Source organism: Micromonospora sp. MW-13, assembly GCF_003434305.1.
Classification (GTDB): domain Bacteria; phylum Actinomycetota; class Actinomycetes; order Mycobacteriales; family Micromonosporaceae; genus Micromonospora.
In genome coordinates this window covers 1-20,415 of record NZ_QKKX01000094.1, presented here as the reverse complement: position 1 = coordinate 20,415, position 20,415 = coordinate 1, and the positions used below count along the sequence as shown (strand labels likewise).

The following is a 20,415-nucleotide window of genomic DNA, read 5'->3' as shown; positions in this document are numbered from 1 at the left end:
GAGGCGATCGTAGGCTGCGGAGGTGCCCGGTGGCGCCCGTCGTCCCCGATACCGGTACCGCTGTCGATGAAGGAGTACCTTTCGTGGGTGAAATGTCCGAAGTTGGCCGCCTGATTCTCCTCGGCGCGCCGCTCGGCAACCCGGCCGACGCGTCCGCCCGGTTCCGTGAGGTGCTCGCCGCCGCCGACGTGGTCGCCGCCGAGGACACCCGGCGGCTCACCCGGCTGGCCCGGGACCTCGACGTCGCCGTGCCCGGCCGGATCGTCTCCTACTTCGAGGGCAACGAGGAGCGCCGCACCCCCGAGCTGGTCGAGGTGCTCCGCGAGGGGTACGTCGTCGCGCTGGTCACCGACGGCGGGATGCCCAGCGTCTCCGACCCCGGGTACCGGCTGGTCCGGGCCGCCCTCGACGCCGGGGTGCCGGTGACCGCCGCCCCCGGCCCGAGCGCCGTCACCACCGCGCTGGCCCTGTCCGGGCTGCCCAGCGACCGGTTCTGCTTCGAGGGCTTCCTGCCCCGCACGCCCGGCGCTCGGCGTTCCCGGCTGCGCGCCCTGGCCGGCGAGGAGCGGACCCTGGTGCTGTTCGAGGCCCCGCACCGGATCAGCGGTGCGCTCGCCGACCTGGCCGCCGAGTTCGGCGCCGACCGGCCGGCCGCGCTCTGCCGCGAGCTGACCAAGACGTACGAGGAGGTGGTTCGCCGGCCGCTCGGCGAACTGGCCGCCTGGGCCGCCGACGGCGGGCCGCGCGGCGAGATCACCCTGGTGGTGGCCGGCGCCGCGCCGGCCGCCGTCGAGCGCCCGGACGACGCGACGCTGCGCGCCGCCGTGGCCGAACGGGAGGCCGCCGGCCTGTCCCGGCGAGACGCGATCACCGAGGTCGCCACCGGGTACGGCCTGCGCCGCCGCGAGGTCTACGCGGTCGTGCACGCCTGAGACCATCCCGTCCGGCCACGCGAGCGGGCCGGGCGGGGCGGCCGGGCGGTACGGGTCACCAGGCGGCGGCGAGGAGACCGGCCGTGATCACGAGCGGGCCGGCCACGGCGGCGGCCGTCGCCCACCGGCGGGCCCGCCGGTCGGTGAGCAGGGTGGCGCCAGTGCACCGGGCGATCGCCCCGCCGCAGGCCAGCACCAGCAGCAGCCCGAGCAGCCAGCGCAGGTGCAGGCCGGCCCGGGTGTCGGCGTACGCCGTGTCGGCCGCCGGCCCGGTCATCCCGGCCGGCAGGGCGGAGCCGGTCGTGCTGCGCTCGGCGGGCACCCCGCTGATCCGCACCCCGAACGCGACGAACCCGCCGTCGTCGGCGGTGAAGACCCCCCGGCAGCGTTGGGTCAGCCCGCCGCCGGTGCACTCGCCGACCACCACCGTGCCGGTGACGCGGTGCCCGACGGACAGCCAGAACGGGCCGGCGCTCACCCAGGCGAAGAAGGCGGCGAGCAGGCTCAGCGCCAGCAGTGCGGAGAGCCCCCGCCAGGGATCCGGAGGCCGGGCGGGGCGGTCGGCCCGCTGCCGTCGGGCCCGGGCGACGACCGCCCGGCCGGTGTCGCCGCGCCGCCACCGGCCCGGTCGGCCGTGCTCCTCCCGCAGTGGCGTGCCGTCCCAGTGCACCTCCTCGATCGGCGCCCAGAACAGCCCGTCGTCGTCGGACTCCGGCGGGCCCCCGGCGGTGGTTCCCGGGCGGAAGCGACCACCCGGCTGCCGGACCGGGACCCGGCGCGGCACGGCGCCGACCGGCGCCCCGGTGGTCGGCTCCACCTCCACCGGCCGGTCGGGGCCGCCGGTGGCCTGCCCGGGCACGACGGCCGAACCGGCCGCCCCGGACGCGGCGCTCGGCCCGGACGTGGTGCTCAGCCCGGACGTGGCGCTCGGCCCGGACGGCGGCCCGCTCGGCCCGGACGGCGGCCCGCCCGAGGAGGGGGCGGGACCCGGCTCGGCCGGTTCGGCGGCCGGGAGGGGGCGGGGCTGCGGCGCCACGGTCCCGGCCCGGGGCGACGGTCCGGGCGGCGGGTCGTCGTCGCGCGCCGGCCCGGCGGGCGGTTCCTCGTGTTCCCGGGCGGCTCGTCTGGCGGTCACGGGCTTCATTGGACCCCGGCCGGCGCGGGCTCCCGGGCAGCTCAGACCGTGTGTCGGCGACAAATCCGGCAATTGTCGCCACCCCGCCACCTTGATCACCGCCGCCCGGGCGGTGGGGGTGGGGGTGGGGTGGGTTGCCCGAGGGGGGCCATCGGGCTGCCTGGTCCGGGTTGCGTCGGGTCGCCCCGACAGGGTGTCGACCGCACGGGCGGCCTATTGGTTCGCGGGACGCCCGACGCGGTCACTAGGCTTGCTGGTCATGAGTCACGTTCTCGCGGCGGTAGCCTGGCCTTACGCCAACGGCCCGCGCCACATCGGCCACGTCTCCGGTTTCGGCGTTCCCTCCGACGTCTTCGCCCGGTACATGCGGATGGCCGGCCACGACGTGCTCATGGTGTCCGGCACCGACGAGCACGGCACCCCGATCCAGGTGCAGGCCGACGCCGAGGGGGTCACCCCGCGCGAGCTGGCCGACCGGTACAACCGGGTGATCGCCGAGGACCTGCGGGCGCTCGGGCTGTCGTACGACCTGTTCACCCGTACCACCACCCGCAACCACTACGCCGTGGTGCAGGAGTTGTTCTCCGGGATGCACCGCAACGGCTACATTGTCCCCAAGGTCACGGTCGGCGCGATCTCCCCGTCCACCGGCCGGACCCTGCCCGACCGGTACATCGAGGGCACCTGCCCGATCTGCGGGTACGACAGCGCCCGTGGCGACCAGTGCGACAACTGCGGCAACCAGCTCGACCCGGTCGACCTGATCAACCCGAAGTCCAAGATCAACGGCGAGACTCCGGAGTTCATCGAGACCGAGCACTTCTTTCTCGACCTGCCGGCCCTGGCCGACGCCCTGCGGCAGTGGCTGGACAGCCGTGAGGGCTGGCGGCCCAACGTGCTGCGGTTCTCCCGGAACCTGCTCGACGACCTCCAGCCCCGGGCGATCACCCGGGACCTGGACTGGGGCGTGCCGATCCCCCTCGACGGCTGGCGGGACCGGCCGGACAAGCGGATCTACGTATGGTTCGACGCGGTCATCGGCTATCTGTCCGCGTCGATCGAGTGGGCCCGCCGCACCGGTGACCCGGAGGCGTGGCGGAAGTTCTGGAACCCGAGGGACGCCGAGGGTGGCACCCCGTCCGCCGACGGCGGCGGGCAGAGCTGCTACTTCATGGGCAAGGACAACATCGTCTTCCACTCGGTGATCTGGCCGGCGCTGCTCAGCGGCTACTCGGGCGAGGGCGCGCGCGACGGCGAGCCGGGCCGGCTGGGCCGGCTCGACCTGCCCACCGAGGTGGTCTCCAGCGAGTACCTGACCATGGAGGGGCGCAAGTTCTCCTCATCCCGCAAGGTGGTCATCTACGTCCGGGACTTCCTGGAGCGGTACGACGCCGACGCGCTGCGCTACTTCATCGCCGTCGCCGGCCCGGAGAGCAACGACACCGACTTCACCTGGGCCGAGTTCCTCCGCCGCAACAACGACGAACTGGTCGCCGGCTGGGGCAACCTGGTCAACCGGTCCGTCTCCATGGCGGCGAAGAACTTCGGCGCGATCCCGCCGGTCGACCCGGCCGGGCTCACCGAGGCCGACGAGGCGCTGCTCGCCACCGCCCGGGCCGGCTTCGCGACCGTCGGTGGCCTGATCGGCCGGCACCGGCAGAAGCAGGCCATCGGCGAGGCGATGCGGGTCGTCGCCGAGGCCAACAAGTACCTCTCCGAGCAGGCCCCGTGGAAGCTCAAGGACGAGGCGGACAAGCCCCGGATGGGCACCATCCTGCACGTCGCCCTCCAGGTGGTCAGCGACGCGAACACGCTGCTCACCCCGTTCCTGCCGCACTCCGCGCAGAAGATCCACGAGCTGCTCGGCGGCACCGGCGTGCACGCGCCGATGCCCGTGCTGGAGGAGGTCGACGACCTCGACGGCGGGCCCGCGTACCCGGTGCTGACCGGGGACTACACGGTCGGGGCGCGTTGGGAGTCCGTACCGCTGGAGGTGGGCCGGCCGCTCGCGGCGCCGAAGCCGGTCTTCCGCAAGCTCGACCCGTCGATCGTCGACGAGGAACTGGCCCGGCTCGCCGGCTGACCGCCGCACCGGCCCGAACCACCGCGCCGGCGCGGCCCCCCGGGGGGCCGCGCCGGCTGGTACGCCCGCCCCGTCGGCCGCCTCAGCGCCGGGCCATTGCCGGGGCCACCACGAACTCCAGGATCGCGCGGTTCACCTCGTCGCCGTTGGTCCACGGGATGCCGTGCGGCGCCCCCTTGAGGGTGGTCAGCCGCCCGTCGGGCAGCATCGACTGCAATCGCTGCCCGGTCGCCGCGTACGGGAGCACCCGGTCCTGGTCGCCCTGCACGAGCAGCACCGGCACGTCGATCCGGGGCAGGTCGGGCCGGAAATCGGTCAGCCACGCGTCCACGGACTGGTACGTGCCGATCGCCGAGGCCCGCGTGCCGATCTCCCAGTGCGCCCGGTACGCCTCCTCGCTGACCAGCTTGCCCTTGTTGTCCGCGTAGTTGAAGAAGTTGTCGCAGAAGCTGGTGAGGAACGCGAACCGGTCGGCGAGGATCGCCTGCTGGAACCCGTCGAACAGGCTCCGGTCCAGCCCCTCCGGGTTGTCGGCGGTCTTCAGCAGGAACGGCGCGAGCGGGGCGAGCAGCACCGCCCGGTCCACCCGGTCCGACCCGTACGTGCCGAGGTAGCGGGTCACCTCCCCGGTGCCCATCGAGTGCCCGATCAGGATCGCGTTGCGCAGGTCCAGCTCGGTCATCAGCACGTCCAGGTCGGCCGCGAACGTGTCGTAGTCGTACCCGGCCGCCGGCTGGCTGGAGTTGCCGAACCCCCGCCGGTCGTACGTGATCGTGCGGTAGCCGGCGGCGAGCAGGGCGCTGGTCTGCTTCTCCCAGGTCGCCCCGTTGAACGGGAATCCGTGGATCAGCACCACCGGCTGCCCGGCACCGTGGTCCTCGTAGTACAGGTCGATGGGCGCAGAGTTCTCCGCGCCGACGGTGATGAACGGCATGTCGTCTCCCGCAGCGGGGTCGGGGTCGTCGGACGCCCGCGCATTCCCGGCCCGCCCGCCGTTATGCCCACCCGCCGCCGCGCCGGCCCGCCGCCGGTCAGCCGGGGTACGGCACGTCCACCATCCGGTCGTCGGTCACCTCGGTCGCCGGGGCCCAGGTCTCGTAGACGCCCCGTTCCTGGCACTGCGCCCCGGTCGCGACCACCGCGTCCGGGTCCGGCCGGATCAGCCGCAGCCGCAGCCAGTCGGCCTCCTCCCGCAGCACCAGGCAGGGCACGCCCCGCCAGCCGGCGTGCCGCAGCCGACGGACCACCGCCTCGACCGGGTACCGCGCGGCCCGGGTCATCGCCAGCACCCGGAACCCGCCGGGGAGGTCGGCCACCGCCTCGTACCCGGTCCCGGCGTACCCGCCGACGAGCTGGGTCGAGCGGGGCGTCTCCCCGGTCGGCAGGTACTCCTGGTCGGGGGACAGCCCGGGCACCGCCGCGAGCAGGTGTCGCCACTGTGGGCCGACCATCCGCAACCAGCCCCGCTGCTCGGCCTGGTAGCTGTACAGCACCACCTCCTCCCCGGATGCCGGGTAGGCGAGCAGGGTGGCGTTCGCCGGCATCGGCAGGTCGGCGAAGTCCCGGGTCACGAACTCCGGGACGAGCTGCGCCTCGCTCGGCACGAACCCGGTGCCGAGCACCGGCGGGCCGAGCCGGTCCCGGGGCGGCAGCGCGGTCAGGCCCCGCCACGCCGCGCCGACCGGCGGGACGTAGTCGCCCGGGTCGGCGGCCCGCCAGCGTAGCGTGTACGCCACGTCCAGGTCGTCCCGGCCGCCCGGCGAGTCGGTGCGCAGCACCGCCAGCTTCTCCGGGGTACGCAGGTGGGCGATGTCGTGCTCGCGGTGGCAGAACCCGTGCGGCAGCCAGCCCCGGGCGTACCCGGCGAGCTGCCGGGCGGAGAGCACCTTGACCATCCGGGTGCCCCGGCGGACCACCGCGGACGCCCGGACCGCCGCCAGCGTCGGGTCGCCGGCCGCGGCCGGCTGCTGGCTGAGCCGGTGCACCTGCGCCCAGCCCCGCTCCCGGTGCAGCGGCACCAGCAGCGGCGTCTCCGCCTCCTCGGCCGGCTCACCGACCCCACGCACCGCCGTCACCTCGGTAACGTGCACGAACCTCCGCCAGGGCAGCGGCACCCCCGACCGGGGCGCCCACTCGAAGCCGGGCGCCTCCTCGGCGCTGAACAGCTCGTACGCCGCGCCCCGGGCGATCTCCTCGGCCGGGTACACCACCCCGCCGCACGTCACGCGCAGCCCCGTCCGCTCCTCGGCGGCTCCACTGGCCTGGGGGACGACGCTCACCCCGGCGACGCTAGGCCCGTCCGGTGCCGGGCAGGTGAACCCCGGATGTCGGCCCGGTGAGCGGGACCTGGTCAGCGCGGTGCCGGGGGAGCCGGTGGCGGGGCGCGGGAGGGACCGGGTGGCGGACCGGCGCCGACCGGTGGTGTGTGATGCTGGCGGCGATGACCGAGCCGACTGAGTCCCGCCGCCAGCGGGCCACCCGCCGGGGCGGGGAGTTCCCGCCCGCGCCCGAGCCGCTGCCCCGTCCCGTGCCGGACAGCCACACCCACCTGGACATCACCGTCACCGAGGCCGGTGCCCCGGCCGGCGGGGCGGGCGGGAACGCCCGCGCCGACGACCCGGTCGCGGCGACCGTCGCGGTGGCCGCCGAGGCCGGCGTGGACCGGCTCGTCCAGGTCGGCGTGGACGTGGCGTCCTCCGCGTGGGGCGCCGACGCGGCCGACCGCTACCCGGCCGTGCTGGCCACCGTCGCCCTGCATCCCAACGAGGCGCCCCGGCTGACCGACCTCGACGAGGCGCTGCGGGCGATCGAGGCGCTCGCCGCCCGGGCCCGGGTGCGCGGGATCGGCGAGACCGGGATGGACTTCTTCCGTACCGGCGACGAGGGCCGGGCCGCGCAGGAGGAGAGCTTCCGCGCGCACGTCGCCATCGCCAAGCGGTACGGCAAGGCCCTGGTCATCCACGACCGGGACGCGCACGCCGACGTGCTGCGGATCCTCGACGACGAGGGCGCCCCGGACACCGTCGTGCTGCACTGCTTCTCCGGCGACGCCGGGTTCGCCGCCGACTGCGTGCGCCGCGGCTACCTGCTCAGCTTCGCCGGCACCGTCACCTTCGCCAGCGCCGTCGCGCTGCGCGAGGCCGCCGCGCTCACCCCGCTCGACCAGCTCCTGGTGGAGACCGACGCGCCGTACCTGACCCCCACCCCGCACCGGGGGCGGCCCAACGCGTCGTACCTGATCCCCCTCACCGTGCGGGCGCTGGCCGCGACCACCGGCGCGGACCTCGACGAGCTGTGCGCGGCGCTGTCGGCCAACGGCGAGCGCGCCTTCGGTCCGTGGTGACCCGGTGACCGGCCTGCTCGGCCCGGCGGAGATCCGGGACCTCGCCGCCCGGCTCGGCGTGCACCCGACCAAGAAGCTCGGCCAGAACTTCGTGCACGACCCGAACACCGTCCGCCGGATCGTCACCGCCGCCGGGCTGGCCCCGGACGACGTCGCCCTGGAGGTCGGCCCCGGCCTCGGCTCGCTCACCCTGGCCCTGCTGCCGGTGGCCGCGCACACCCACGCCGTGGAACTCGACCCGACGCTGGCCGCCGCGCTGCCGGAGACCGCCGCCCGGTTCGCCGGACCGGCCGCCGCCCGGCTGACCGTGCACCACGCGGACGCCCTGCGGATCGGCGCCGCCGAACTGGCCGACCCCGCGCCGACCGCGCTGGTGGCGAACCTGCCGTACAACGTGGCGGTGCCGGTCGTGCTGCACCTGCTGGCCGAGCTGCCCGGCCTGCGGCACGGGCTGGTGATGGTGCAGAAGGAGGTCGCGGACCGGCTCGTCGCCGGACCCGGCTCCAAGGTCTACGGCATCCCGTCGGTCAAGCTCGCCTGGTACGCCCGAGCCCGCGCCGCCGGCCGGGTGCCACCCAACGTGTTCTGGCCGGTGCCCAACGTCGACTCCGGGCTGGTCGCCTTCACCCGCCGCGAGCTGCCCCGCCCCGACGTGCCCCGGGAACGCGTCTTCGCCGTCGTGGACGCCGCGTTCGCGCAGCGCCGCAAGACCCTGCGGGCCGCCCTGGCCGGCTGGGCCGGCGGCGCGGACCGGGCCGCCGCGACGCTCACCGCCGCCGGCGTGGACCCCGGGGCGCGCGGCGAGTCGCTCACCGTCGAGCAGTTCGCCGCCATCGCCGCGTCGGCCCCGACCGCCGCACCGGCCGCCCAGTAGGCTGGCGCGGTGCCCGGGACCGGGCACGCGTACGACCTGGCTGACGGCCGGTTCGCCGCCGGCCGCCGACTCCGCCGAGGAGCTGATCGTGACCAAGCCGTTCGACATCCGCCTGCGCCTGCGGGACATCGCCCCGTGACCGAGGCCTGGCGACCGGACGACGATGACGACCAGCAGCGGCGCGGAGCCAGCGGCCCGGTCCGGGTGCGGGTGCCCGCCAAGGTCAACCTGCACCTCGGCGTGGGCCCGCTGCGCCGGGACGGCTACCACGAGCTGAACACCGTCTACCACGCCATCTCCATCTACGACGAGCTCACCGCCCGCCGGGGCGACACCCTCACCCTGACCATGGAGGGGGAGGGCGCCGGCGAGCTGGCCCTGGACGACACCAACCTGGCCATCCGGGCCGCCCACGCCCTCGCCGGGTACGCGGGCGTCCCGCCGCACGCCCGGCTGCACCTGCGCAAGCAGATCCCGCTCGCCGGCGGGCTGGCCGGCGGCAGCGCCGACGCCGCCGCCGCGCTGGTCGCCTGCGACGCCCTCTGGGGCACCGGGCTGTCCCGCGACGAGCTGGCCGGGATCGCCGCCGACCTCGGCTCCGACGTGCCGTTCCTGATCCACGGCGGCACCGCGCTCGGCACCGGCCGGGGCGAGGCGGTCAGCCCCGTGCTGGCCCGCCCCACCTCCTGGCACTGGGTGGTCGCCATCGCCGACGGCGGGCTGTCCACCCCCGCCGCGTACGCCGAACTCGACCGGCTCCGCGACGCCGGGGCCGCCGGCCCGCCGCTGGGCAGCACCGACGGGCTGTTCGCCGCGCTGCGCCAGCGGGACCCCCGGGTGCTCGCCGCCGCCCTCGGCAACGACCTCCAGGACGCCGCGCTCGCCATGCGCCCGTCCCTGGCCGGCACCCTGAAGGCCGGCGAGGCCGCCGGGGCGCTCGCCGGCATCGTCTCCGGCTCCGGGCCGACCTGTGTGTTCCTCGCCACGAACGCCGACGACGCCGAGCGGATCGCCGCCGAGCTGGCGACCGCCGGGGTGTGCCGCCAGGCGCGCACCGCGCACGGCCCGGTGGCCGGCGCGCGGATCGGCTGAGGCGTACGCCCGCCGGGGCGGACCGGAACGCCCGCGTACCCTTGGAGGCCAGGCGTCCCCAGGTGCCCGCCGGCACCGGGACGCCTTGATCATGAGAGGTGGGGTCGTGGCCAACATCGTCAACCTGGACCGGGTGTCCAAGGGGTACGGCGCCGCCGGGCCGCTGCTCACCGACGTCTCGCTCGGCCTCGACGACGCCGACCGGATCGGCGTGGTCGGCCTCAACGGCGCTGGCAAGTCCACCCTGCTGCGGCTGCTCACCAAGCAGGAGGAGCCGGACGACGGCCGGGTCACCCACCGCCGTGACCTGCGCGTCCTCTGGCTGCCGCAGGCCCTTCAGCTCGCCCCCGAGGCCACCGTCCGGGACGTGGTGCTCGGCACCGCCTGGCTCGCCGAGAGCATGGGCGCCGAGCACGAGTGGGCCGGCGACGCCGGGGTCCGCGGCATCCTCGCCGGCCTCGGCATGCCGTACCTGGGCCTCGACCAGCCCGTCGGCCCGATGTCCGGGGGCGAGCGCCGCCGGGTCGCCCTCGCCGCCCTGCTGGTCCGCGACTCCGACCTGCTCATCCTCGACGAGCCCACCAACCACCTCGACGTCGGTGGCGTCGACTGGCTGGCGAAGCACCTGGTCGGCCGCAAGGGCGCCCTCGTCGTGGTCACCCACGACCGGTGGTTCCTCGACGCGGTCTGCACCGCCACCTGGGAGGTCGCCGACCAGACCGTCCGGGCGTACGAGGGCGGCTTCGCCGCCTGGACCCTGGCCCGCGTCGAGCGGGAGCGGGTCGCCGCCGCCACCGAGGCCCGCCGGCAGAACCTGCTCCGCAAGGAGATCGCCTGGCTGCGTCGCGGCCCGCCCGCCCGGACCTCCAAGCCGCAGTTCCGCATCGACGCCGCCAACGCGCTGATCGCCGACGTGCCGCCGGCGCGCGACACCATGTCGCTGCAACGGCTCGCCACCGCCCGGCTCGGCAAGCAGGTGTACGACCTGGAGGACGTCCGGCTGTGCGCCGGCCCGAAGGAGATCCTGCACGACGCCACCTGGCATGTCGGCCCCGGTGACCGGATCGCCATCCTCGGCCGCAACGGCGCCGGCAAGACCACCCTGCTGCGGCTGCTGGCCGGCATCACCCGCCCCGACGGCGGACGGTTCGCCACCGGCTCCACCGTCCGGCCCGCGTTCCTCTCCCAGGAACTGGCCGAGCTGCCCGGCCACCTGCGCGTCCTCGAAGCCGTCGAGGAGGTCGCCCGCCGGGTGCAGCTCGGCGACCGGGAGGTCTCCGCCGCCCAGCTCGCCGAGGTCTTCGGCTTCGACGACCGACGGCTCTGGACCCCGGTCAGCGACCTCTCCGGCGGTGAGCGCCGCCGGCTCCAGATGCTCCGGCTGCTCGCCGGCGAGCCCAACGTGCTCCTCTTCGACGAGCCCACCAACGACCTGGACACCGACACCCTCGCCGCGCTGGAGGACCTGCTCGACTCCTGGCCCGGAACCGTCATCGTGGCCAGCCACGACCGGTACCTCATCGAGCGGGTCACCGAATCGGCGTACGGGATGTTCGGCGACGGCCGGCTGGTGCACCTGCCCGGCGGCGTCGACGAGTACCTTGCCCGGGCCGCGAACCGGGAGCCGGCGGTGACCGACACCCCGACCGCCGGGGCGCCCACCACCCCGGCGGCCGACGGGATGTCCGCCGCCGAGGCCCGGCAGGCGAAGAAGGAGCTCACCCGGCTCGAACGCCAGATCGGCAAGCTGGACCAGAAGGAGGCGGCGCTGCTCGACCAGTTCGCCGCCAACGCCACCGACTACGCCAGGGTCGCCGAGCTGGACGCCCAGCTCAAGGACGTGCGGGCCGAACGAGAACAGGTCGAGGAGACCTGGCTGGCCCTCGCCGAGCAGGTTCCCGGGAACTGAGCCGGCCGGCGTCCCGAAGGCGAGCCGGCCTCGGGTGGGGGGTGTGCGGCGTCACAGCCCGCCGTGCGGGACAATCGCAGGTGACCCCTCACCCGCACGGTCTTGGAGACTCAGACATGGCCCACACCCCCGTCAACCACCCCGCGCGGCCGATCTACCGGGCGATCGGCGGGCTCGTTGGTCTGTACTTCGTGGTCTTCGGAGTGCTCGGCCTCATCGCGAGCGCCGGCAACGACGTCCTCGCCCAGGATGACACGAAGGTGCTCGGCCAGGGGACCAATCTCGGATTCTCGCTGCTCAGCATCCTGCTGGGCGTCGTGATCCTGGCCGGCACCGGGATCGGCCGCAACCTCGACGTCGTGATCAACCAGTGGCTGGCGTACGTGCTCATGGTCCTCGGCCTGGCCGAGCTGGCCTTCCTGCACACCGACGCCAACATCTTCAACTTCACCATCTTCACCGACATCGTGGTGCTGACCCTCTCGCTGGTGCTGCTGATGGTCGCCATGTACGGCAAGGTCGGCACCGACGAGGAGAACGAGGCCTGGCAGAAGGCCCGGCTCGTCCTCTGACCGGGTACCCGCCGGGCGGGATCGTCGGTCGGCGGTCCCCGCCCGGCGGTTCGGCCCGCATCCGGCGTCCACCCAGGCGACAATTCTTCCGAACGGGTACATCCGGACGGAGGAGTCATGGCGCATGTTCCGGTCAACCACCCGGCGCGACCGCTCTACCGCGCACTCGCCGGGCTCATCGGGCTCTACATCCTGGTCTTCGGCGTCTGGGGAGTGGCCGTGACCTGGGGCGAAGGGCTGTTCAACCGGGGCAGCACCTGGGCCCTCGGCCTACGCACCAACCTCGCGTTCTCGCTGGTCTCGGTGATCTTCGGGCTCGTGCTGATCATCGGCGCGTCCCGGCGCACCAACCTCGGCCACTACATGAACCTGACCGCCGGGGTGGTCTTCCTGGTCACCGGCGTGCTGATGATGTCCGTCCTACAGACCTCGGCGAACTTCCTCAACTTCTCGATGTCCACCGTCGTCGTGTCGCTGCTGTTCGGGCTGGTGCTCCTGGCCACCGGCCTCTACGACAAGATCGGCCCGCCCGAGCACGCCGAGGCCGAACGCCGGCGCCGCCGGGCAGCCGTCCCCGGGGGCCGCTGAACCCGGCCGCCCCGGGCCCCGGTCACCGGCCCTTCGCCGTGATCAGGGTCGGCTTCGCGTCCAGGTGCGACAACCCGTTCCAGGCCAGGTTGACCAGGTGCGCGGCCACCGTCTCCTTGCGCGGCTTGCGCACCTCCAGCCACCAGCGCCCCGTCAGGGCCACCATCCCGACGAGGGCCTGCGAGTAGAGTTCGGCCAGCTTCGGGTCGTACCCCCGGGTCTTGAACTCGGCGCCGAGGATGTGCTCGACCTGGTGCGCGACGTCGTTCATCACGCTGCTGAAGTTGCCCGTCGCGGACATCACCGGCGACTCCCGGACCAGCACCCGGAAGCCGCTGGTCTCCTCCTCGATGTACCCGAGCAGGGCCATCGCCGCCTGCTCCAGCAGCTCCCGCGGATGGCCGGCGGTCAGGGCCGTGGTGATCCGGTCCAGCAGGGCCCGGACCTCCCGGTCCACCACCACCGCGTAGAGCCCCTCCTTGCCGCCGAAGTGCTCGTAGATCACCGGCTTGGAGACCTTCGCCCGGGCGGCCACCTCCTCGATCGAGGTCGCGTCGAAGCCGCGCTCGGCGAACAGTTGCCGGCCGATCGAGATCAACTGCTCACGCCGCTGCGCCGCCGACATCCGCACCCGCGAGGGCGGCTTGCCCGCCGCCGCCGCAACCGGCCGCCGCCGACCGCGTGTGTTGCCCTCGTCGACCGGACCGTCCACCATGTCGTCACCTCGCCGGCGCTCGGGGACGCCCTGTCGTGGGATGCCGCTGCCTCCGCTGTTCACGCCGCCGGCCCGTCCGGCACCGGGACGGTGTCGCCGCGTCGTCCGACCGTACCCGGGCCGGACCCGGGGTCCGGGCCGCCGGGCCGCCGGGCGTCGCCCACGCTGCTCCCGCTGCCCTCGGTCATCTGGCCATCCTGCCAGGCTGCCGCGATCCCCACCGACCGGTCTACCGCCGGGCGACCGGCTCCACCCGCCGCGGGTCCGCCGGTTCGACCCGCTCGGCGGGGCCCCGCTCGGGACCGACCAGCCTGGCCGCGATCCGCTCCGGCTTCGGCCAGCGCACCGCCCAGGCCGCCCCGGTCTTCTCGAACAGCCAGATCACCCGGGCCGAGATGTCGACCTGGCCGCGCAGCACGCCGTGGCGGGCGCTGGTCGGGTCGGCGTGGTGCAGGTTGTGCCAGCTCTCGCCGAACGACAGGATCGCCAGCGGCCAGAAGTTGGCCGCCCGGTCCCCCTGGCGCATGGCGAACGGGCGCTCGCCGTACACATGGCAGACCGAGTTGATCGACCAGGTGACGTGGTGCAGCAGCGAGATCCGTACCAGGCCGCCCCAGAACAGCGCGGTCAGCGCGCCCTGCCAGGACCGGGCGAGCAGCCCACCCATCAGCGCCGGGCCCAGCACCGAGACCACCACCAGCGCCGGGAAGAGCCGGTCCACCCGCCGGGTCGTCCGGTCGGCGAGCAGGTCCGGGGCGAACCGCTCCCGGTTGGACAGTTCCCGGCCGAACAACCAGCCGACGTGCGCGTGGAACAGGCCCTTCGTCAGGCCCCGGACGCTCTCGCCGAAGCGCCACGGCGAGTGCGGATCGCCCTCCAGGTCGGAGTAGGCGTGGTGCCGCCGGTGGTCGGCGACCCACTGGATGATCTCGCCCTGCACCGCGAAGGAGCCCGCCACCGCCAGCGCCGCCCGCAGCCCCGGGCGGGCCCTGAACGAGCCGTGGGTGAAGTAGCGGTGGTAGCCGACCGTGATGCCCAGCCCGGACACGACGTACCAGAAACTGGCCACCGCCACGTCGGTCCAGCTCAGCCAGCCGCCCCAGGCGACCGGGACCGCGGCGACCAGGGCCAGGAACGGGACGACCACGAACGCCCAGAGGGCGATCAGGATGCCGGGGGACTGGGCGCCCTGGGTCAGGGGCTTCGGACCGGAGGGGTGGGGTTCGAGCGGGGCGGTCGACATGGCACCTCGCAGCGGGACGGCATGGTCACGAAGTTACGCCTACGTCACCGTAACTTAAGGCCCTGTCGGCCGCACGGGACAGTTTCGTACGTGGATGCCTCCAGGCAGCGCGGAGTGCCACCGGCGTGCCGCGCCGGCTGTGATGGGGGACCGGACGGATCATGAGGGGGAATGGGCGATGGCGCCGAGGGCTCGGGACGCTAAGGTGTAGGGGTCTGCCGACCGCTTGGTTTGCCCGTTTAGACCGTCCCGGGTCGTCTAATGGCAGGACGTCAGGTTTTGGTCCTGATTATAGGGGTTCGAATCCTCTCCCGGGAGCTTCCGCTGTACTGCCGCCATTGCGTGGTTAGCATGGCCGCGAGACTGTCGCCGTCCCGACGGGAGCACGTCGTGTCCCAGCTCCACCACCGCACTGTCGTCGTGCTCGCCGCCGGGGAGGGCAAGCGGATGAAGTCGGCGCTGCCCAAGGTGCTGCATCCGCTGCTCGGCCGGACCCTGCTCGGCCACGTGCTGACCGCCGCCGCGCCGCTCGCGGCCGACCGGACCGTCGTGGTGGTCGGGCACGGCGCGGACCAGGTCCGGGCACACCTGGCCGAGGTCGCCCCGGCGGCTACCCCAGTGCTCCAGGCCGAGCAGCTCGGCACCGGACACGCGGTCCGGATCGCGCTGGACGCGGTGCCGGACGCCGCCGGGACCGTGGTGGTGATCAACGGCGACGTGCCGCTGCTCCGCGCCGAGACGGTTGCCGCGCTGGTCGAGGCGCACGAGGGCGCGGGTGCCGCGGCCACGGTGCTGGCCGCCGAGGTGCCCGACCCGACCGGACTGGGGCGAATCGTCCGGGACGCGGCGGGTCGGCTGGAGCAGATCGTCGAGGAGCGCGACGCCACCCCCGCCCAGCGCGCGCTGCGTGAGATCAACGCCGGCATCTACGCGTTCGACGCGGCGCGGCTGCGGGCCTCGCTGGGCAAGCTCTCCGCCGACAACGACCAGGGTGAGGAGTACCTCACCGACGTCTTCGGCCTGCTCGTCACCGCCGCCGAGCCGGTGACGGTGCACGTGGCCGCCGACCACGTCGAGACGCTGGGCTGCAACGACCGGGTCGAGTTGGCGGCGCTGCGCCGGCTGCTGCGCGACCGGGTCAACGAGGGGTGGATGCGTACCGGGGTCAGCATCCTGGACCCGGCGACGACCTGGATCGATGTGACGGTCGCGGTGGACCGGGACGCGGTGATCGACCAGAACACGCAGCTACGCGGCGGGACCGTGGTGGGCGCCGAGGCCGTGGTCGGCCCGGACGTGACCCTGATCGACACGGTGGTCGGCCCGGGAGCGACCGTGCTGCGCAGCCACGCCGTCGACGCCGAGGTCGGCCCGGGGGCCAGCGTCGGGCCGTACGCGTACCTGCGGCCGGCGGCGAAGCTGGCCGAGAAGGCCAAGGTCGGCACCTTCGTCGAGGTGAAGAACTCGGAGATCGGCCCGGGCGCGAAGGTGCCGCACCTGTCGTACGTGGGTGACGCGACGATCGGGGCGCGGGCCAACATCGGCGCGGCGACGATCTTCGTGAACTACGACGGGGTCAACAAGCACCGCACCACGGTCGGGGAGGCGGCGTTCGTCGGCTGCGACACCAGCCTGATCGCCCCGGTGGAGGTCGGCCCGGGCGCGTACGTCGCGGCGGGCAGCGCGATCAGCCAGGACGTGCCGCCGGGCGCGCTCGGGGTGACCCGGGCGCCGCAGCGCAGCATCGAGGGCTGGGTGGCTCGGAGGCGGCCCGGCACCGCCTCGGCCGAGGCGGCTGAGCGAGCCCGCCGAGCTGCGGCGGAAGCGCCGGAGGATGCGTCGGAGGCCTGATGGGCCGCAAGGGAAGGTGAGGCAATCCACGGGGGCGCCGAGGCGGTTCGACGGCCGTTCGGCGGGGGAGATACTGCAACCGAATAGTCCCGGCCACACCGCAGCCGGGACCACCGACCAACGGGAGCAGACGGGCCCATGGGCAGCATCGTCGCCGAAAACCGCAAAAGCCTGATGCTCTTCTCCGGACGTGGCTTTCCGGAGCTGGCCAAGGAGATCGGCGAGGTGCTCGGCATCGCGCCGACGCCCGCCGACGCGTACGAGTTCGCGAACGGGGAGATCTTCGTACGGTTCAAGGACTCGGTGCGCGGTTCGGACGCCTTCGTGGTGCAGTCCGTCACGCACGGGGTCAACACCTGGGTCATGGAGACCCTGATCATGATCGACGCGTTGAAGCGCGGCTCGGCCAAGCGGATCACCGTTGTCCTGCCGTTCTATCCGTACGCGCGGCAGGACAAGAAGCACCGCGGCCGGGAGCCGATCTCGGCGCGGCTGGTGGCGGACCTGCTGAAGACCGCGGGCGCGAACCGGATCCTGACGGTGGACCTGCACACCGCGCAGATCCAGGGCTTCTTCGACGGCCCGGTGGACCACCTGTTCGCGATGGACGTGCTGGCCGAGTACGTGGAGCGCAAGTTCGCCGGTCGGCCGATGACGGTGGTGGCGCCGGACTCGGGCCGGGTGCGGGTGGCGGAGCGGTGGACGGACCGGCTGGGCGGCTGCCCGCTGGCGTTCATCCACAAGACCCGGGATCCGCTCAAGCCGAACCAGGTGGTGGCGAACCGGGTGGTCGGCGAGGTGGAGGGCCGGGTCTGCCTGATCGTCGACGACATGATCGACACCGGTGGCACGATCACCAAGGCCGCCGAGATCCTCAAGGAGTCCGGGGCGGCGGAGATCGTCGTGGCGTCCACCCACGCGCTGCTGTCCGATCCGGCGGCCGAGCGGCTGAAGAACAGCCCGATCACCGAGGTCGTGGTGACCAACACGCTGCCGCTGCCGTCCGAGAAGCAGCTCGACAAGATCACTGTGCTGTCGATCGCTCCGCTGCTGGCCCGGGCGATCCGGGAGGTCTTCGACGACGGGTCGGTGACCACCCTCTTCGGCGGCCTGAGCTGACGGCCGGCCCGCGCGCCGGCCGTCGTCCCACGGCCGGCGCGTGGACGTCGGGTTGACTACGACAGGGCGTCCGGACCGTGTCCGACCGCGCGTCGGACCGGCGTCCGCTGGGCGTTTTTGCTCCTCCGGACGGCAGAGGCGGGGACTGCCGTCAGGGGCGTAATCAACTCGGGTAGACTGTTGCGGTTGCCACGGCGAGGGTGCCCGGCGGGCCGCTGAAAAGCGCCGCACGGATGCACCGTCATCGACGCGGTGCTCCGGGCAGTCGTTCATGACGCATGAGCCCCAGCGAGCCCCTCGCCCCAGCACCGCCAGTCGACAAGCCGCCGCAGCAAGCATCAGGAGTTTCCCCGTGTCCGAGGTAAAGATCAGCGCCGAGCCCCGTACCGAGTTCGGCAAGGGTGGTGCCCGTCGTACCCGCCGGGCCGGCCTGGTGCCCGCCGTGCTTTACGGTCACGGCGAGAAGCCCAAGCACATCGCGCTGCCCGCGCGTGAGTTCGCCGCCGCGATCCGCAAGGGCGGCGCCAACCAGCTCTTCGCGATCGAGGTCAGCGACGGCACGCAGGTGCTGGCGCTGCCGAAGGCGATCCAGCGGGACCCGATCAAGGACAGCTTCGAGCACGTCGACCTGCTGCTGGTCCGCCGTGGCGAGAAGGTCACCGTCGAGGTTCCGGTCCAGCTCACCGGCGAGGCCGCCAAGGACACGCTGATCGTGCACGACCACGACACCCTCACGGTGACCGCCGACGCCACCAAGGTGCCGGACCACCTGGAGGCGTCGATCGAGGGTCTGGAGGCCGGCACCCAGGTCACCGCCGCCGACGTGGCGCTGCCGGCCGGCGTGGAGCTGGTCGCCGACCCGGAGCTGTCGGTCGCCGCGGTGACCGCCGCCCCGACCGCCGAGCAGCTTGAGGCCACCCTCCCCGAGGTCGAGGAGGCCGCCGCCGAGGCCGCCGCCGAGGCCGAGGCCGAGGTCGGCGAGGAGACCGCAGAGGGTGCCGAGGCCCCGGCCGCCGAGGGCGAGCAGGCCCCGGCCGAGGCGAAGACCGAGGCCTGACCGGTCCGCGTTCCGTGCGACAGGCGCTCCCGAGGTCGGGGGCGCCTGTCGGCGTATCGGGATGGTCGTCGGGTCAGGACGGCTGCGGTGGGCGACGCTGAGAGCGGGAGGGGCGTGGCGTGACGGACGAGGCGGGGCCGTGGCTGGTGGTCGGCCTGGGCAACCCCGGTCGGGAGTACGCGGGCAACCGGCACAACGTCGGCTTCATGGTGGCCGACCTGCTGGCCGCCCGGGTGGGCGGGAAGTTCGGCCGGCACCGGCGGGCGGTGGCGGAGGTCGCCGAGGGGCGGCTCGGGTTCGGCGGCCCGAAGCTGGTGCTGGCGAAGCCGCTGACGTACATGAACCTCTCCGGCGGGCCGGTGGCCGGGCTGGCGCAGTTCCACAAGGTGCCGCCGGGCCGGGTGATCGCCATCCATGACGAGCTGGACATCGACTACGGGCAGTTGCGGGTGAAGTGCGGCGGCGGCGAGGGCGGGCACAACGGGCTGCGCTCGATGTCGAAGTCGTTGGGCACGAAGGACTACGTCCGGGTGCGGTTCGGCATCGGCCGGCCCCCGGGCCGGCAGGACCCGGCGGACTACGTGCTGTCGGACTTCTCCGCCGCCGAGCGCAAGGAGCTGGAGTTCCTGCTCGACCGGGCGGCGGACGTGGTGGAGTCGGTGATCACCCGGGGCGTGGAGCCGACCCAGAACCTGTACCACGGGGCCTGACCCGGGCGGGGCGTACGCGGGCCACCGGGGCGGGGCCGGTAGTCTGCGCCTTTCGGGCGAACCGCGGCCGGCGGCCCGGGTCGCCGGCGAGGCGACGGGAGCGAGTTGTGGGCAGTCCTCCGATGATCGACGGCGCGTTCGCCCGGTGGTTGGCGGCCCAGGCGGGGCAGGCGCTGCTGGGCCTGCGGACGGAGTTGGGCTTCGCCGACCCGGGGGCGTTGAAGTCGGCCGGGGACAAGGTCTCGCACGACCTGATCCGGACGGAGCTGGCGAAGTGGCGCCCGGGGGACGCGGTCCTCTCCGAGGAGGACGAGGGCTCGCGGCTGGCCTGGGCGGCGGAGGTGAACGCCGGGGCGGTGTCCCGGCTGACCGCCGACCGGGTGTGGATCGTCGACCCGCTGGACGGGACGCGGGAGTTCGCCGAGGAGGGCCGCTCGGACTGGGCGGTGCACGTGGCGCTCTGGGCGCGCAACGGGGTCACCCCGCACGGCCTGGTGGCCGGCGCGGTCGGGCTTCCGGCGCAGCACCGGGTGCTGGGCACGGACCACCCGCCGGCGTACCCGCCGATGACCCTGGAAGCGGCGACCGCGGGCGGTGGGCGGACCATCCGGTTGGCGGCCAGTCGTAGCCGTCCGCCGGTTTTCCTGACCGATCTGGCGGAGGACGTCGGCGCTCATCTGGTTCCGATGGGCTCGGCGGGGGCGAAGATCGCCGCGGTGGTGACCGGTGAGGTCGACGCGTACATCCACGCCGGCGGCCAGTACGAGTGGGACTCGGCCGCCCCGGTGGCTGTGGCGACGGCCACCGGACTGCATGCTTCCCGAATCGACGGTTCTGCGCTGAAATACAACGAGGCTGATCCGCGCCTGCCCGACCTGCTGGTCTGCCGCAAGGATCTCGCCAGCCGGTTGCTTGCAGCGCTGCAGAGGCATGCCGGGTAGCCTGAGCTTCTTCTTTACGTGTCCGACCGGAAAGGTCTGGAATCCCATGGGCGGATCCGAGCGAATCGAGGCCGTGTCATGACCACCCCCGCCGCCTACCAGGTCTCACACCTCGATGCCCTGGAGGCGGAGAGCGTCTTCGTGATGCGTGAGGTGGTGGCGGAGATGGAGCGGCCGGTGTTGCTGTTCTCCGGTGGTAAGGACTCGATCGTGATGTTGCGGTTGGCGCAGAAGGCGTTCGCGCCGGGGAA

At 73.8% G+C, this 20,415-nt stretch carries 18 protein-coding genes, 1 tRNA gene and 2 pseudogenes; 15 read left to right on the top strand and 6 right to left on the bottom strand.

All coding sequences use genetic code 11. The features are described from left to right. The first annotated feature begins 92 nt into the window (after positions 1–92). Positions 93–932, top strand: a complete 840-nt coding sequence (rsmI, locus tag C5N14_RS30660) for a 16S rRNA (cytidine(1402)-2'-O)-methyltransferase (RefSeq protein ID WP_371685942.1) — start codon at positions 93–95, stop codon at positions 930–932. Between the two features lie 55 nt (positions 933–987). Here rsmI and C5N14_RS30655 read toward each other — a convergent pair whose 3' ends face one another. Further along, the gene (locus tag C5N14_RS30655) at positions 988–2,067 is read right to left on the bottom strand and encodes a hypothetical protein (protein WP_243640272.1); all 1,080 of its coding nucleotides are present in this window, start codon (positions 2,065–2,067) and stop codon (positions 988–990) included. Positions 2,068–2,326: 259 nt separating this feature from the next. Between C5N14_RS30655 and metG the strand changes: the two genes are divergently transcribed. After that, entirely contained in the window at positions 2,327–4,150 is a 1,824-nt protein-coding gene (gene metG, locus C5N14_RS30650) for a methionine--tRNA ligase (protein ID WP_117673274.1), read from the top strand. An 82-nt stretch (positions 4,151–4,232) separates the two neighbouring features. On the opposite strand, the gene C5N14_RS30645 is transcribed toward metG, so the two are convergent. Together C5N14_RS30645 and C5N14_RS30640 are read right to left on the bottom strand one after the other, a co-directional pair. After that, positions 4,233–5,084 (bottom strand): alpha/beta fold hydrolase, encoded by an 852-nt coding sequence (locus C5N14_RS30645; RefSeq protein WP_117673272.1) that lies wholly within the window; start codon positions 5,082–5,084, stop codon positions 4,233–4,235. 97 nt (positions 5,085–5,181) lie between these two features. Further along, the gene (locus tag C5N14_RS30640; protein WP_117673270.1) at positions 5,182–6,429 is read right to left on the bottom strand and encodes a hypothetical protein; all 1,248 of its coding nucleotides are present in this window, start codon (positions 6,427–6,429) and stop codon (positions 5,182–5,184) included. A 149-nt stretch (positions 6,430–6,578) separates the two neighbouring features. On the opposite strand from C5N14_RS30640, the gene C5N14_RS30635 reads away from it, so the two are divergent. The 6 genes from C5N14_RS30635 (at position 6,579) to C5N14_RS30610 (ending at position 12,528) form a co-directional block, all read left to right on the top strand. Then, positions 6,579–7,493, top strand: a complete 915-nt coding sequence (locus C5N14_RS30635) for a TatD family hydrolase (protein WP_117673299.1) — start codon at positions 6,579–6,581, stop codon at positions 7,491–7,493. A gap of 4 nt (positions 7,494–7,497) precedes the next feature. Next, positions 7,498–8,367: a 16S rRNA (adenine(1518)-N(6)/adenine(1519)-N(6))-dimethyltransferase RsmA gene (gene rsmA, locus C5N14_RS30630; RefSeq protein ID WP_117673268.1), complete on the top strand. Its 870-nt coding sequence runs from the start codon at positions 7,498–7,500 to the stop codon at positions 8,365–8,367. 135 nt (positions 8,368–8,502) lie between these two features. Next, positions 8,503–9,459 carry a 4-(cytidine 5'-diphospho)-2-C-methyl-D-erythritol kinase gene (locus tag C5N14_RS30625; protein WP_117673266.1) on the top strand — a complete coding sequence of 319 codons (957 nt, stop codon included), beginning with the start codon at positions 8,503–8,505 and terminating at the stop codon, positions 9,457–9,459. A 106-nt stretch (positions 9,460–9,565) separates the two neighbouring features. After that, positions 9,566–11,368, top strand: coding sequence for an ABC-F family ATP-binding cassette domain-containing protein (locus C5N14_RS30620; RefSeq protein WP_117673264.1), 1,803 nt, complete (start codon positions 9,566–9,568; stop codon positions 11,366–11,368). A gap of 116 nt (positions 11,369–11,484) precedes the next feature. Then, positions 11,485–11,940, top strand: a complete 456-nt coding sequence (locus C5N14_RS30615) for a DUF4383 domain-containing protein (protein ID WP_117673262.1) — start codon at positions 11,485–11,487, stop codon at positions 11,938–11,940. Between the two features lie 117 nt (positions 11,941–12,057). Then, positions 12,058–12,528, top strand: a complete 471-nt coding sequence (locus tag C5N14_RS30610) for a DUF4383 domain-containing protein (protein WP_117673260.1) — start codon at positions 12,058–12,060, stop codon at positions 12,526–12,528. 22 nt (positions 12,529–12,550) lie between these two features. Here C5N14_RS30610 and C5N14_RS30605 read toward each other — a convergent pair whose 3' ends face one another. Genes C5N14_RS30605 through C5N14_RS30600 form a run of 3 tightly spaced genes read right to left on the bottom strand, consistent with a single transcriptional unit; the run spans position 12,551 to position 14,486 of the window. After that, a complete protein-coding gene (locus tag C5N14_RS30605; RefSeq protein WP_117673258.1) occupies positions 12,551–13,243 on the bottom strand; it encodes a TetR/AcrR family transcriptional regulator in 693 nt (230 codons plus the stop codon). A 59-nt stretch (positions 13,244–13,302) separates the two neighbouring features. Then, positions 13,303–13,431, bottom strand: a complete 129-nt coding sequence (locus C5N14_RS33895) for a hypothetical protein (protein WP_256371578.1) — start codon at positions 13,429–13,431, stop codon at positions 13,303–13,305. Between the two features lie 41 nt (positions 13,432–13,472). Further along, the gene (locus tag C5N14_RS30600; protein ID WP_117673256.1) at positions 13,473–14,486 is read right to left on the bottom strand and encodes an acyl-CoA desaturase; all 1,014 of its coding nucleotides are present in this window, start codon (positions 14,484–14,486) and stop codon (positions 13,473–13,475) included. A 247-nt stretch (positions 14,487–14,733) separates the two neighbouring features. On the opposite strand from C5N14_RS30600, the gene C5N14_RS30595 reads away from it, so the two are divergent. From C5N14_RS30595 to C5N14_RS30565, 7 genes and pseudogenes are all read left to right on the top strand, one after another. After that, a tRNA-Gln gene (locus C5N14_RS30595) sits at positions 14,734–14,804 on the top strand. Between the two features lie 33 nt (positions 14,805–14,837). Then, positions 14,838–16,424, top strand: a pseudogene (gene glmU, locus C5N14_RS30590) (bifunctional UDP-N-acetylglucosamine diphosphorylase/glucosamine-1-phosphate N-acetyltransferase GlmU). A 51-nt stretch (positions 16,425–16,475) separates the two neighbouring features. Beyond that, positions 16,476–17,456: a ribose-phosphate diphosphokinase gene (locus C5N14_RS30585; RefSeq protein WP_117673252.1), complete on the top strand. Its 981-nt coding sequence runs from the start codon at positions 16,476–16,478 to the stop codon at positions 17,454–17,456. A 352-nt stretch (positions 17,457–17,808) separates the two neighbouring features. After that, positions 17,809–18,513, top strand: coding sequence for a 50S ribosomal protein L25/general stress protein Ctc (locus C5N14_RS30580; RefSeq protein WP_117673250.1), 705 nt, complete (start codon positions 17,809–17,811; stop codon positions 18,511–18,513). Between the two features lie 119 nt (positions 18,514–18,632). Beyond that, entirely contained in the window at positions 18,633–19,223 is a 591-nt protein-coding gene (pth, locus tag C5N14_RS30575) for an aminoacyl-tRNA hydrolase (protein WP_117673249.1), read from the top strand. A 122-nt stretch (positions 19,224–19,345) separates the two neighbouring features. Further along, positions 19,346–20,164, top strand: a complete 819-nt coding sequence (locus C5N14_RS30570) for an inositol monophosphatase family protein (RefSeq protein ID WP_117673247.1) — start codon at positions 19,346–19,348, stop codon at positions 20,162–20,164. 78 nt (positions 20,165–20,242) lie between these two features. Further along, positions 20,243–20,415, top strand: a pseudogene (locus C5N14_RS30565) (phosphoadenosine phosphosulfate reductase family protein); the annotation flags it as partial.